12 protein-coding genes are annotated in these 12,797 nt (G+C 70.4%); 5 read left to right on the plus strand and 7 right to left on the minus strand.

Features of this window, described 5'->3' with window-relative positions; translation table 11 throughout:
• The first annotated feature begins 18 nt into the window (after positions 1-18).
• Positions 19-1,008 (plus strand): quinone oxidoreductase, encoded by a 990-nt coding sequence (locus AB0G28_RS10165; RefSeq protein ID WP_361085719.1) that lies wholly within the window; start codon positions 19-21, stop codon positions 1,006-1,008.
• A 201-nt stretch (positions 1,009-1,209) separates the two neighbouring features.
• On the opposite strand, the gene AB0G28_RS10170 is transcribed toward AB0G28_RS10165, so the two are convergent.
• Complete coding sequence (locus AB0G28_RS10170) at positions 1,210-2,742, minus strand: alpha/beta fold hydrolase (protein ID WP_361085722.1); 1,533 nt, start codon at positions 2,740-2,742, stop codon at positions 1,210-1,212.
• Between the two features lie 44 nt (positions 2,743-2,786).
• On the opposite strand from AB0G28_RS10170, the gene AB0G28_RS10175 reads away from it, so the two are divergent.
• Both AB0G28_RS10175 and AB0G28_RS10180 read left to right on the plus strand, forming a co-directional pair.
• Complete coding sequence (locus tag AB0G28_RS10175; protein WP_361085725.1) at positions 2,787-3,266, plus strand: MarR family transcriptional regulator; 480 nt, start codon at positions 2,787-2,789, stop codon at positions 3,264-3,266.
• A 652-nt stretch (positions 3,267-3,918) separates the two neighbouring features.
• Positions 3,919-4,476, plus strand: a complete 558-nt coding sequence (locus AB0G28_RS10180) for an SMI1/KNR4 family protein (RefSeq protein WP_361085728.1) — start codon at positions 3,919-3,921, stop codon at positions 4,474-4,476.
• 261 nt (positions 4,477-4,737) lie between these two features.
• On the opposite strand, the gene AB0G28_RS10185 is transcribed toward AB0G28_RS10180, so the two are convergent.
• Entirely contained in the window at positions 4,738-5,436 is a 699-nt protein-coding gene (locus AB0G28_RS10185; RefSeq protein WP_361085730.1) for a hypothetical protein, read from the minus strand.
• A 197-nt stretch (positions 5,437-5,633) separates the two neighbouring features.
• On the opposite strand from AB0G28_RS10185, the gene AB0G28_RS10190 reads away from it, so the two are divergent.
• Together AB0G28_RS10190 and AB0G28_RS10195 are read left to right on the plus strand one after the other, a co-directional pair.
• Positions 5,634-6,047: a hypothetical protein gene (locus tag AB0G28_RS10190; RefSeq protein WP_361085733.1), complete on the plus strand. Its 414-nt coding sequence runs from the start codon at positions 5,634-5,636 to the stop codon at positions 6,045-6,047.
• Positions 6,048-6,215: 168 nt separating this feature from the next.
• Entirely contained in the window at positions 6,216-7,046 is an 831-nt protein-coding gene (locus AB0G28_RS10195) for a helix-turn-helix domain-containing protein (RefSeq protein WP_361085735.1), read from the plus strand.
• A 248-nt stretch (positions 7,047-7,294) separates the two neighbouring features.
• On the opposite strand, the gene galE is transcribed toward AB0G28_RS10195, so the two are convergent.
• The 5 genes from galE to AB0G28_RS10220 all read right to left on the minus strand — a co-directional run bounded on the left by galE (position 7,295) and on the right by AB0G28_RS10220 (position 12,791).
• The gene (galE, locus tag AB0G28_RS10200; RefSeq protein ID WP_361085738.1) at positions 7,295-8,254 is read right to left on the minus strand and encodes a UDP-glucose 4-epimerase GalE; all 960 of its coding nucleotides are present in this window, start codon (positions 8,252-8,254) and stop codon (positions 7,295-7,297) included.
• 35 nt (positions 8,255-8,289) lie between these two features.
• Positions 8,290-9,390 (minus strand): non-ribosomal peptide synthetase, encoded by a 1,101-nt coding sequence (locus AB0G28_RS10205; RefSeq protein ID WP_361085741.1) that lies wholly within the window; start codon positions 9,388-9,390, stop codon positions 8,290-8,292.
• 61 nt (positions 9,391-9,451) lie between these two features.
• The gene (locus AB0G28_RS10210) at positions 9,452-10,324 is read right to left on the minus strand and encodes a hypothetical protein (protein WP_361085743.1); all 873 of its coding nucleotides are present in this window, start codon (positions 10,322-10,324) and stop codon (positions 9,452-9,454) included.
• Positions 10,321-11,607: a D-arabinono-1,4-lactone oxidase gene (locus AB0G28_RS10215; RefSeq protein WP_361085746.1), complete on the minus strand. Its 1,287-nt coding sequence runs from the start codon at positions 11,605-11,607 to the stop codon at positions 10,321-10,323. The genes AB0G28_RS10210 and AB0G28_RS10215 overlap by 4 nt, the downstream gene beginning before the upstream one ends.
• Entirely contained in the window at positions 11,604-12,791 is a 1,188-nt protein-coding gene (locus tag AB0G28_RS10220) for an acyltransferase (protein ID WP_361085749.1), read from the minus strand. The genes AB0G28_RS10215 and AB0G28_RS10220 overlap by 4 nt, the downstream gene beginning before the upstream one ends.
• Positions 12,792-12,797 lie beyond the last annotated feature (6 nt).

Genomic DNA, 12,797 nt, shown 5'->3' on the forward strand with positions numbered 1-12,797 from the left:
ACGGAACCGGGGAAAACCATGCAGGCCATAGTCATCGAGGAGCTCGGAGGGCCGGAGGTCCTCGTCGCGCGGGAGGTTCCGGAGCCGGAACCCGGGCCGGGCGAAATCCTCGTCGACGTCACGGTAGCGGGCGTCAACTTCATGGACACCGGCGTGCGGCGGCACGGCCCCGTGGGCGGAACGGTGCCCTTCGTCCCCGGGGTCGAGGGGGTGGGGGTGATCCGTGCCCTCGGCGCCGGCGTCACCGGATTCGCGGTCGGCGACCGGGTCGCCTGGGTCTACGCCTACGGCAGTTACGCCAAGAAGATCGTCCTCCCTGCGGCATCGGCGGTATCCGTACCGCCGGAGATTTCCGACGAAGCCGCCGCCGGTGTGATGATGCAGGGCATCACCGCCCACCACTTCACCACTGAGGTGTACCCGGTCCAGGACGGGGACGTCGTCCTCGTCCACGCCGCAGCCGGCGGACTGGGCCGGTTGATCACCCAGATCGCGAAGCACCGCGGCGCAGAAGTGATCGGTGTGGTTTCGCGCGAGGAGAAGGTGGCCCCGGCCAAGGCCGCCGGCGCCGACCACGTGATCGTCTCGACCGGCGACGCGTTCGTCGATGGCGCCCTGCGAGTCACCGGCGGCGAAGGTGTCCACGCGGTGTTCGACGGCAACGGCGAGTCCACCTTCCGAGCGTCCATGCATGCCCTGCGCCGCAACGGCACCCTGCTCTACTACGGCCCTTTCATCGGGAAAGTCCCGAAGATCGGCATGCAGGAACTCCCGCGCAGCATCAAAATCTGCTACCCGGTCTTCCACGACCACATCACCACCCGGAGCGAACTGCTGAACCACACCGCGGATCTCTTCACGATGATTGCCTCGGGGAAACTGACTGTTGCAGTGGGCGGGCGCTACCCGCTCGCACAGGCGCCTCAGGCACACCGTGACCTCGAATCACGCCGCACAACGGGAAAGCTTCTGCTGCTCGCCGCGGAAACACCATCCACAGAGGACTGACAGCGCCCGCACGCGGCCGCGGACGAGGCCACCAGTCCACCCGTGACAACCTCGCCTTGTCGCGGGTTTGCTCGTCCGAGCAGGCTCGGCCGCCACCGGCGTCAGTCCCACTCCGCGCCTTGCCGAACATCCTCTTCTGCCGCATACAGCGCGCGATCTCCGACCTGGAAGCCCTGGACCGTAGAGAAGGCCAGGATCACCTCACCCGGTGGCCGCCCGTTGCGGCCTTGACCGCCAGGCGTTCTTGCGCTCGCTCATGCCGGTGTGCGGGCTGTTCATTGCGAGTATCGTAGCGAAATCAACGGAAAGGGCGTCTCCGCTGGGCGGCGGGGAAGGGTTTCCGGCTCCGCTGCGGCATTCCTCGTCGGAGGGCAGCGCGCCGGTCGCCAGGTAGCTGTCGATCGCGTCTGCCGCGCATGGTGCGTTGTCCAGTGCGCCGTGCCCGGCTACGGGCGCGATCAATACATGGGATCCGGCGATCCGCGCTCCGATGTCGGCGGTCCATGCCGACGGGTTGATGGGGTCGTCCTCGGTGGCGGTGACGAGAACCGGTGTTGCCGGGGCGAGACGGCCGGGCAGCCGTTCGGTCAGGCTCGGACCGTCCGGCCAGCCGGTGCACGACACGAGCGCGTCCCAGTGCAGTGAGATGCCGCCGGTGTGCGGTGCCAGCGCGTGGACACGTTGGGCGAGTCCGGCCAGGCGGCCGGGGGTGCTCGGGTGATCGGCGCAGGTCTGGGCGTGGCTGGCCGTGTAGTCGGGTTCGGTGTAGGTCAGCGCGGCGTAGGGCGCGAGCTCGCTGCCGTCGCCTTCGCGCGCTGCGGCGAGCGCGTGGGCGATGCCGGGCCAGGCGACGGGGTAGCCGAGGAGGAACTGCCCGACGGCGATGCGCACCTCGTCGCCGGTCAGGCCGGGCACGCCGCGGGTGACGACTTCGTCGAGGACGGCCGGGACGTCCTGGCCGGCCAGGGGGCACCGATCGGGCGCTCCGGCGCACCAGGCGGCGAACCGGGTGAACGCAGTCTCCTCGGCGCGTGCCACGTCGAGCACCCGCCGGGCGGCCGGCAGGAACGGGTCGATCGCGGTGTCCAGGACGATCCGGCCCGCGTGGGCCGGGTGCCGCGCGGCGTACACCACCGCCAGCTCGGCGCCTGTCGCCTGGCCGAGGAAGTCCAGCCGGGGCGCGCCGAGGGCCGTGCGGACGGTTTCGAGATCGTCGGCCTGTTCGGCCAGGCCGGTGCGGGCGATCAGCGGGCCGGTGGCGGCGGCGCAGCGGACGTACACCGCCCAGCCGTGCGCGGCGATCTGCGCGGTATCCCGTGGCGTGGCGGGCAACTCGGGCAGCGCGGGGTCGTGCGCGGACGTCGGGCAGCGCACCGGCGTGCTCCCACCGAGCCCACGGGGATCGGCCAGGACGATGTCGTGGGTGCGGTGGGTCCGCGGAAGCCGGGCCAGGTAGTTGTCGCCGTGCCTGAGGAAGAAGTCGATCTGGCTGCCACCGTAGCCGTCGATCTCCTGCGAGTCGGCGAGGACCGGTCCTTGCGAGGGCCCGGTCGACGGTATCCGCAGCAGCGTGAGCGTCACCCCGCCGCTGACGAGAGTGGCGCATTCCGCGTGGTATTTCGCGGCCTGCGGCTGCGGGCGGGACGCCCAGGCGAGACCCGGTGCGGCGGTCGCGGGCGTGGGGACCGCCGCGAGCACGAGCGCGGCTACGACGGCCATGGTCTTCGCGAGCACGACACCTCCATAATGTTTGACGATCAAACACTATACTGGCCGACATGCCCGATCGTGAGGCGGTGACCGCCGCACTCGGCGCGGCCATGGCCGACCTGCAGGCCGCCATCGACGCCGACGACCAGGCGCTGGCCGACCACCTCGGTGTGCATCGCACCGACCTGCGCTGCCTGGACCTGGCGTTCCGGCACGGACCGCTGCCTTCCGGCCGGCTGGCCCGGATGCTGGGCTTGACGCCGGGCTCGATGACGGCGCTGGTCGACCGGTTGATCAAGGCCGGCTACGTACGCCGGGAACCCGACCCGGCACACGGCAGGCGGGTGCTGGTCGTGCCGACCGAACATGCCGTCCGGATCGTCACCGACTCGTTGCGGGACCGGCTGGCAGAGGCCCACGCGGAGCTCGATAAGTTCAGCGACGCCGAACTCGACGCCATCGTGCGATTCCTGCGCTCGGCGACCGATCGGCACGAACGGGCCGCGGCCCGCCTGCGCGGAACCAGCCACCACGACAGGCATCGCTGACCAGCCGGCATCAGGACACCCGGTACGGACCGCGGAAACTCGCGCCGCTCACAACGCACGCGAACGCGCCCCAGGCACGACACGCGGACCGCCTGCCCGCTTCGCCAGACGCGGCGACCTGTTCCCGTCTACCTGAAGTCACACCACACCGCTCGAACATCCTCTTCTGCCGACGAGCGGATATTCAGCACCGCTGCCGGCCGGCTTCGCAACGACCGCACGGTGGGGGCCGGCAAACCGGTCTGTCGCCGTAGAGCAGGGCGAGGTTGGCTTCATACCGGATGACTTCGCGAAGATGTTCACGCGGGAAGTGACGGCTTCCGTCCCCGGCCGGCGGGTGCCAGGGCTATCGTTCGTCGCCTCGTCACCACGTACTGAGGAGCCTTCGCGTGCCACTCTCCGTCCGAGATGCGCTGATCGCCATCGCCACCCTGCTCGCCCCTGGGGCTGACCCGTTTTGACGGCCAGCACCCTCGGCGTCGCATCACGTGCTCGGACGCAGTTACAAGTGAGCCGCGCTCACGTCACGTCCGAATCCTGGATCGGCACAACGCCGGCAGTCGCAGTCGGGCAGACGTCCGCTCATACCGCCGACCGGTCGTTCGCCGCACGCCCTCGAAGGAGGCGAACCCCATCCAGCAGACTGGCCGTCATGAACCCTACCGCTCGCGAGTTCACGCGGTTGCGAGACATCATCGAACGGCTGCTCCCCGGCACCGCGCCCTTCCTGCCCGGCGCGACCGATCACGACCTCGACCGGCTCGCCACCGAAACCGGCCTCGCCCTCCCGGACGACCTGTGCGCGCTGCTCCGCGCGTCGGCCGGCCAGCACGACCCCGGCCAGCTCTACGGCCCGCTCAACTTCCACCACTTCCTCACCGTCGACGAAATGGTCGGGATACACCGCATGCTGACCGAGGCCGTCGGCGACCTGGCCACCCCCGTCGAACAACCCGCCTACTACCGGTGGACCGTGTGGTCGGAGTCCTGGCTGCCGTTCCTCGCGTTCGAGGGCGATTGCTACTTCCTGGACCTGGACCCGGGCGAACGCGGCACCGTCGGCCAGGTCGCCTGCCGCCCCAACGTGCCGGACCTGGGCAAGCCGCTGGCGCCATCGCTCACCGCGTTCCTCGCCCGCGCCGCCGACCTCATCGAAACCGGGCACGCCACCACCGAAGAGAGCACACTCGTCCTCCTCGACCTGTATTGAACCCGCCCGGCGTGCTCGACCGGGCTGCCACCCTCACCTCGCGACGGCGGGACGCACCGTGCGCCTTGGCCGGGCTCTCCACGAAAGCAGGTCGGGAACCTTGCCGCAGCGACCTGGTTCCACCCCTGGAGATAGGCGCGCTCATGCCGACGAGCGCGTATCCCTCGCCCCACCGTGGCGGTCCGCGAGACAGGTGCGGTGGGCTCTCGCAAGTCGCTCCGGCGTTGGGTCGACTTCCCTCAGCCGCGGCCACGAACATGGCTAGCTTGCCGGGCCTTTGTCCTTCAGACCCCACGCTTCCCAGCGCCGTCCGGCTGGGTCGAGCCGCCCGTACAGCATGCTGGTGTGTTCTGCCTGCGTGAGCACCACCATTGCCGACTGCTGCTGCCGATGCAGCAATTCCACCTCCGTGCGCAGTGCGATGATGCGGCGGCGTACCCGTAGGCGTGTCCGCCAGGGGCGCCAGAGCACTTCCAGCAGTAGGCCGGTGGCGGCCGCCTGGTACTCCTGGGTCGCGCGGACAAGCCGATCCGATTCGGCACCGAGCACGCCGCCGATGTGGCGGTCGATCGTCACCATCAGCGTGCTTTCGAAGAGGCGCTCGTGAGCACCCCCGGCGAAGTCGGCCACCCGGCGCGGCATGCCGGCGACGAGGACAGCGGTCAGCAGGTCGGCGAGCGCGGCACGCAGTGCATGATGAGCGTCGGTACCGTCACCCAGGAGCGCGGTGACACCCAGCTCGACGGCGATGGATGGCCGGCGGTCGTCGCCGGACGGCCGTGGGGCCGCGCCGATCTCGATACTGCGGATACCGCCGCTGATTTCTCGCACCTTGGCCAGGTGGCGATAGACCTCAGCGCGCAACTGGCGCCGCTCCTGGATCTTGGCGAAGTAGTTGGTCAGCACCGCACCGACGACGCCCCCACCGGTGGTGTAGGCCAGTTCGACCAGACCGGGCACTGAGACCACCTTTCCGCCGAGCGAGGTGACACGGGTCCGAACATCGTGTCAGAACGCGATCCAGCTCCTGCTTGCTCGGCGATCGTGGACAAACCTGGCCGCATGCATGACCTCGGGTGTTGCCGGCGATGACGACGCCCACCCCGGCTGCCACGACTTACGGCAGGGCCAAGGCCCGAGACGTTAGGCTTTCACCGGTGGCGACAGAGAGCATCGATTGGGGCGGACAACGCGGGGGTCAACCGACCGGCGCGGAACTTGCTTTCGCGAGGTCGCTGAATTCGCTGGTTCCGGGGTTGGACTACTGGCTGCACGCCGATGACGACGGCAGTCCCTGGCTGTTGGTGTCCTTGGATTTCATCGAGATGCGCGCCGTTCGTGCCACCCTGCGCCTCGACTTCGACGAGCGCGGTATCCGCGGCGGCTGGAGCCCGTCTTGCCTGAACTGGGACGACGGAGTGCGGGCCGAAGAGGCGTTGATCGACCTGACGGGGCCCGACGGTCTGGTCGTCCCGGTGGCCGGAACGACGGTCGAGGACTTGGCCCGCCGCGGCGCGGAGTGGTTCGCCGGCCCCAAGAGGGGGCGGTGGGCCGACCATCCCGCCACGTAAGCGTGCTCCGTCCTCAGTCGGGAACTCGCTTCGAGCTGCCGTCCCCCGACATTTCCGAGCACGGCCGCCGGTGCCCGGCTCGCCGAATCCGCCGAGGGTTGACCTTCACCTTCGGGGAAGCCCCAGAGTGGTCGTGACCGGGCGCCCCGCCCGGCACGAGGAGCCTCCATGAACATGGTCAGCATCGGCGAGTTCTCACGGCTGTCACGGCTGTCGGCCAAGGCACTGCGGCTGTACGACGAACTCGGCCTCCTGGTGCCGGCTCACGTCGACGCGGAAACCGGATATCGCTGGTACGCGGTCACGCAGTTGGACCACGCGCGCCTGGTGGCCTCGCTTCGCCGGGCCGAAGTCCCGCTTGCCCGGATCAGGGACATCCTGGCCCTGGACCCGGCATCGGCCATCGAGGCGATCAGGGGCCACTGGGCCGACGCCGAAGCCGAGCACTCCGCCCGGCGCGTTCTGGTGGGCCGCCTCGTTGATCACCTTCAAGGAAAGAAGCCCGGCATGTACGAGGTCACTGTCCGCGACATCCCCGAACGCAGCCTGCTCAGCCGGATCAGCAGGGTGCATCAGGACGAACTGGAATCCCTGACGCGGGAACTGTTCATCCACCGGTTGCGCCGCGGCGGTGTGCCGCGCGTCGAGGGGATGGCCGGCGCGCCGTTCGTGATCTATCACGGGGAGGTGAGCGGCGACAGCGACGGCCCGGTGGAATGGTGCTGGCCCGTCCCGGAGGACCGAGCCGCCGAGATCGCGGCCGGTTTCCCCGATCTGACCCTGCGCACAGAGCCCGCCCACCGGGAAGCGTTCGTCCGCCAGGAGACGCCCGGCCGGTGGGCCGCCGGATCTCAGGTCGAGGTCGCCGTGGGCGCCCTCTTCGCCTGGGCTGCCGAGCGGAAACACCATCCGTCCGGAGGCGTGCGCGGCGTACTGGTCCCCGCCGCCGGCACCGAACGGACCGGGCCGTACGTCGAATTCGCCCTGTCGCTGAGCTGAGCGGGCCTTCGAGATCACCACACGTATGCGACGAGCCGGGTGCGGTTCGCTGCAACACAGCGACCGCACCCGCCGCGCTGGCCCAGTCGTCCACGATCGGGTCTCCAGCACCGGCAGAGCCTAGTCACTCGTCGAGACCGTCGAGGGTTTCTCACTGTCCATTCCACGGGCTCGCCTTCCTCGAGCGGAAGCTGTTGCCCTGGGCCGAAGAACACCGGTGATCGACGCGCCGGCGCCGCGCCCGCGGTTCAGTGGTGGTTCGTGTGGAAGGCCCAGGCGTCGGCGACGATGTCGCGCAGTTCGGGCTTGGCCGGCTTCCAGCCCAGGTCCTTGTGCGCCTTCTCGCTGCTCGCGACGGTGGTCACCGCGTCGCCGTCGCGCCGGGGGGCCACGACCACCGGGATCGGGTGACCGGTGACCTCGCGGGCCGCTTCGACCACCTGCATGTTGGTGTAGCCGTTGCCGTTGCCGAGGTTGTAGATCTCGTGGCGTCCGGGCTCGATCGCTTCCAGGGCCAGGACGTGCGCCGCGGCCAGGTCGGCCACGTGGATGTAGTCGCGCACGCACGTGCCGTCCGGGGTCGGGTAGTCGTCGCCGTACATCTGCAGCCGGTCCCGCTTGCCCGCGGCGACCTGCAACACGATCGGGATGAGGTGGCTTTCCGGATCGTGCCGTTCCCCGAGCTCGTCGACGGCGCCCGCCGCGTTGAAGTAGCGCAGGCTCGTCGCCCCGAGACCGAACGCCGTGGCCTCCGCGGACAACATCAGGTCGACCATGAGCTTGCTGGCCGCGTAAGGGTTGCGCGGTTCCACCCGGGCGGTCTCGGCGAGCTTCTCGTCGCCGTCGGCCCGGTACATCGAACCCGTCGACGAGAAGATCATCCGGGGGACCCGGGCCGCCCGGATCGCCTCCAGCAGCGCGAGGGAGCCGCGCACGTTGACGTCCCAGTAGATGTCCGGCCGGGCGACGGACTCCGCGACCTCGATCCGGCCGGCGAAGTGAAGCACCCCGTCGAAGCCCGCTTCGGGAGTCAGCACGCGGGCCGCGTCGTGCACGGACATCTGGTGGAACACCACGCTGCCGGGGACGCTCTGGCGGTGACCGGTCGACAGGTCGTCCAGCACCTCGACCTCGTGCCCGGACGCCAGCAGGGCCCGCGTCACCACGCTCCCGATGTAGCCCGCGCCACCCGTGACCAGCAGTTTCACCGTACGCTTCCTCCTCGTCGATCGGCGCGGCCAGTCTAGCCATGCGAAAGCCCGGACACGCAACCGGCTTCCCACTCGGAAATGCGGCGTTCCAGATCTTCGGCCACCACCGGGCCGTTGTCGCCGCGGAACACCTGTTCGTGATCGCCGGGCAGCACCAGTACTTCGCCGCGCAACCGGAAGTGTTCCCCCCAGCCGTAGTCCACCGCGCCGGGGCGCTCGGAGCAGCGGTAGAACGCGACGTCCGCGTCCAGCCGGCCGGGGTCGTACGCGGCGGCCGCCGCCAGGGTGTAGTCGTACATCTCCAGCATCCGGTTCAGCGAAGCCGCGGAGTAGTCGGCGGGGAGCGTGCCCTTCGCCTTCGCCATCGCCATGATGGCGGCCACGCGCGCGGCGGGTTCGACTTCGCGGAGACGCTGTTCGTCCTCTTCGCCGAGTTCCAGGCCGATCCGCAGCTTCCCCAGGCGCACCTGGCCGTCCGCGCCCTCCGCGGCGAAACCCTTGGGGGGTACGCCGATCGACGCGTCCGCCAAGGCCACCATGCCCAGCGGGAGGTTCTCGGCCAGCAGCTGCCTGGCCATTTCGAAGGCGATCTTCCCGCCCAGCGAATAACCGAGCAGGTGGTAGGGGCCGTCGGGGTTCAGGACGCGCATCTCGGCGATGTACCGGGCCGCCATCTGCTCGATGGTCCGGTCGGGTTCGCGGTGCGGCTCCAGGCCGTAGCACTGCATCCCGTAGAGCCGCCGCGCTCCGCGGTAGGCGTTGGCGAGCGAGATGTACTTGAACACCGTGCCCGGCATGGGGTGCGTGCAGAACAGTGGCGGGACGTCCAGCGGGCCGTCCTTGAGCAGCACCGTGCACGGCGTGACGGGCTCGGGCGTCCGGACGCGGACGAGTTTCGCGTATTCGTCCACCGTGGGGTGTTCGACCAGGAGCTCCGCCGGCAGGTCGGTGCCGAAGTGGGCGTTGATCCGCTCGGTCAGCTCGGCCGCTTTGTCCTTGGTCCCCCCGCGGGCGAAGTAGTCGTCGTACAGCCCGATCACCCCGCTGCCGGCCGAACCGGTGAACAGGGCGCACAAGGTGATCTCGATGGCGTCGCGGCCGGTGGTCCGCCGCGGTGTTCCCGTCTGGGTCATGGTCGTCCCTTCCTCGATGTGCGAATGGGCTTCACCTGTCATGCGAAAGCTGCCGAAGCGGTCACACGAACACCCCGTTGCCGAGCAGGGGACGCAGACCCGCCCACCACCAGTGGTCCCCGGTGAACGCCGACCACGGAGGGCGCCGGTAACCGCCCGCTACCGCCCGCTCGACCTTCCGCAGGGTGATCAGCCGCTCCACCAGGGGCTCGCCGCGCTTGGCGCGCAGCTCGGCGACCGCGTCGTGGAGGGAGTCCCACTCCGGGAGGCAGGCGCCCCGCGTGGCGGCCAGCCGCCATTTGTACGGCGGGGGCCACTGGCCGCTCTGCAGGTACGCCAGCTGGACCAGGGTGTGCAGCGCGGCGTCGAAGCAGTCCTCGGCGGCCATCGGCTCTTCCCGGAGAACGCCCTGCTTGATCGCCGAGTACACCTGCTTCCCGTAGGTCTCCAGCGCGTACCCGGCCATGCCGAGGGCGTCGGCGGTCAGCCGGGCCCGCGCGCGGTCGATGATCGTCCGGAGCTCGCTTCCCGGCACCTCGGCCAGCACCAGGTAGTGGTAGAGGGAATGGATCTTCTCCAGGTACAGCTCGTCCAGGTTCGGTTCCTGGCTCGCGAAGCGCCGGACCCGGTCCACGGTCATGTGCTTGAGGTCGATGTCGAGCCCGTGGGAAAGGTGCCGGTGTTCGAGGAAGTACTCGCGCCGCCGCACCGGGGTCCGGGTGCCGAACGCGGCCGACCACCGTGCGGCGAACTCGTCCGGCGAGCACAGTTCCGCGTGCCAGTACACGAAGATGTCGAGGTCCGAGAAAGAATCGACGGTGTCCGCGGCGTAGGCGATGCTGCCGCCGAGGCACACCGCGGACACCTCGGGGAACGCGGCCGTGATCCGCTGGGCCAGTTCGGTCGCGACCGCGACCGCCGCTTCCTTGTTCATCGTTTCCTCCCGGTCCGGCCGGCTCCGGTGATCCCGAGCACGCGGCGCAGATGGTCGTTGACGAATCGCCCGTCCGGGTCCATGACGGCCCGGACCCGCTGGAACAGCTCCCACCCCGGATAGCGATCCCGGATGTCCCCGGCGGTGGCGAAGTGCCGTTTCCCCCAGTGCGGGCGGCCTCCGTGCGCCCGGCAGGCGGCGTCGAACCGGCGCAGCACCGCGACGTCTCCGGCGGTGTTCGGCGCCGCGAAGTTGAGGTACATCGTCGGCCGTCCGGCGGCCAGGCTGAGCGCGGCGTCCTCCGCCGCGGACACCCGCACGGTGAACGGGTACGGTGACCTCGGCTCGTGGCCGGCCAGGGCATCGCGCACCGCGACGAGCACCTCACGGCCGCCCGCCAGCGGGAACGCGTATTCGCACGCGGTGAACCGCGCCGGTTCCCACACCGTGAACGCGTGCCGGCTGTCGGTCACGTAGTCCCGGGACGGAATCCTCCCGGCCCGCTTCGCCGCCGTGCGGACCTGGGCCACCGTGCCGGCGAACCGGATCAAGCCGGCTCGCGGTGACGGCTCGTCCGGCACCGGCGACATGTGTCGCATGTGGACTTCGGTGTCGTCCGGCCCGAACGAGAAGTAGGTGTGCTCGGCCTCCTCCGGCCACTGTGCGAACCGCTCCAGCACCGCGGCGAGGGGTTCGGGCCGTTCGGTGACCCGGAGCCGGAACGCCGGGCGGACCCGCAGCGTCACTTCGCTGAGCACCCCGAGCACGCCGAGCGCGGTGCGGACGCAGCGGAACGGGTCACCGCCGGCGGAGGTCAGGTTCACCACGCCGCCGTCCCCCCGCACGAGCCGGACGGCGGTGACCTCCCCGGCCAGCGGCGGGTGGGTCCGGCCGCTGCCGTGGTTGCCCGTGGAGATGGCGCCGCCCAGGGTCTGCCCGGCGAGGTGCCCGAGGTTGGCGACGGCCAGCCCGGCCCGGTGCAGCGCCGTGTTCAGCGCGCCGATCGTGGTGCCGGCCCGGACAGTCACCTCGCCGGCGTCCCGGTCGATCGAGACGATCCCCCGGTGCCGCCTGAGGTCCAGCCGGACGCCGCCGGTACAGGCGATCGCGTTGAACGAGTGTCCCGACCCGGTCACCCGGATCTCGTGGTCACGGTCCGCGGCGGCCCGGACCGCGGCGACGATGTCGTCTTCGTGCCGCGCGGCGACGGTCGTGCCCGGCGCACACGATTCGGTACCGGCCCAGTTGCGCCACCGCCGGGTTCGCGAACGCGTCCCTGTCACGAGGCGACCTCTTCGTGGTCCGGCTCGGCCGGCGTCACCGGGGACAGCGCGTTGCGCTTGCGGCGCAGCCACGGCAGTTCCAGCCATCGGTAGGAGATGGCGGTGAGGCCGAACAGGACGGCGAGGAACACCACGAGGGACACCGGACCGGGCGCCCCCGCACCGGAGGATCGCCCGCCGCCGCGCTGGCTCAGCAGGACGAGGGCGAGCCCGATCAACGGCACGTGGATCAGGTAGGCGCCGTACGACACCTTGCCGATCCAGGCGAGCGGGGCCCACCCCACGGCACGAGCGGCGCGACCTGGTGTGCTCAAGGCGTAGGTGACGGCCCCCGCGGCGAACGCGATCAGCGAGTACTGCCAGATCCAGCCGGCGCCGGCGCCCAGCATGTTCGGCCAGCCGAGGTCCGCCGGCACCCGGTGTGCCCGGCCGAACCCGGTCACCACGGAGACGAGCGAGACGACCAGCAGCGCCCCCAGGGCGACCGTGACGACCACGGCCGGCCGGGGCAGCTTCGCCCGGACCTCCGGCAGCGCCACGCACGCGCCCACCGCGAAGGCGTCGAGGTAGGAGAACGGCAGCAGGTAGACACCCTGCACCGCGCGCCCGCCGGAAAAACCGGCCGCGATCAGGAGAAGCCAGACCAGCACCCGCACCGCCGGGCCGGCCAGCACCAGGGCGGGCATGACCCGCGCCAGTGAACGCCGGGACAGGCACAGCACCAGGGGCGCCCACAACAGGTAGACCTGCACCTCGACGCCGAGCGACCAGACGTGGTTGTAGAGCAGCAACGCGTTCGGCGTGTAACCGGGCAGCAGCGGGCGGACGTTGTAGGTCCAGGTCCAGATGTAGGGCAGGTCGCCGGGCAGCGACCGGCCACCGCCGCCGCACGCGGCCAGCACGGTCAGCGCCACGCAGAACACCAGGTAGAGCGGAACCAGCCGCAACGCCCGGTTCCGGAAGAAGTCCCTGGCCCGCGGTCCGCGGGGCGCGCCGGGCTGCTGCAGCAGCGTCCGGGTGATGAAGTGCCCGCTGAGCACGAAGAACACCGGCACCCCGAGCCAGCCGGGCTGGAACAGGCCGAGGTGGAACAGGATCACGGAGAGCACCGCCCCGGCACGCAGCCCGTCGAGTGCGGGCGAGTGCTTGCGGGCCGCGGACGCCGGCTGCTCGGTGGTCGCCATGGTCGC

Origin of the sequence: Amycolatopsis sp. NPDC021455, assembly GCF_040640995.1 — a bacterium.
In the GTDB taxonomy this organism is placed as follows: domain Bacteria; phylum Actinomycetota; class Actinomycetes; order Mycobacteriales; family Pseudonocardiaceae; genus Amycolatopsis.

Excerpts from the sequence above, each read along its gene's own strand:
- AB0G28_RS10180 (WP_361085728.1), top strand. The coding sequence starts at position 3,919 with ATGAACCCTACCGCTCGCGAGTTCACGCGGTTGCGAGACATCATCGAA.
- AB0G28_RS10165 (WP_361085719.1), top strand. The coding sequence starts at position 19 with ATGCAGGCCATAGTCATCGAGGAGCTCGGAGGGCCGGAGGTCCTCGTC.
- AB0G28_RS10220 (WP_361085749.1), bottom strand. The coding sequence starts at position 12,791 with ATGGCGACCACCGAGCAGCCGGCGTCCGCGGCCCGCAAGCACTCGCCC.
- AB0G28_RS10175 (WP_361085725.1), top strand. The coding sequence starts at position 2,787 with ATGCCCGATCGTGAGGCGGTGACCGCCGCACTCGGCGCGGCCATGGCC.
- AB0G28_RS10195 (WP_361085735.1), top strand. The coding sequence starts at position 6,216 with ATGAACATGGTCAGCATCGGCGAGTTCTCACGGCTGTCACGGCTGTCG.
- AB0G28_RS10205 (WP_361085741.1), bottom strand. The coding sequence starts at position 9,390 with ATGACCCAGACGGGAACACCGCGGCGGACCACCGGCCGCGACGCCATC.
- AB0G28_RS10210 (WP_361085743.1), bottom strand. The coding sequence starts at position 10,324 with ATGAACAAGGAAGCGGCGGTCGCGGTCGCGACCGAACTGGCCCAGCGG.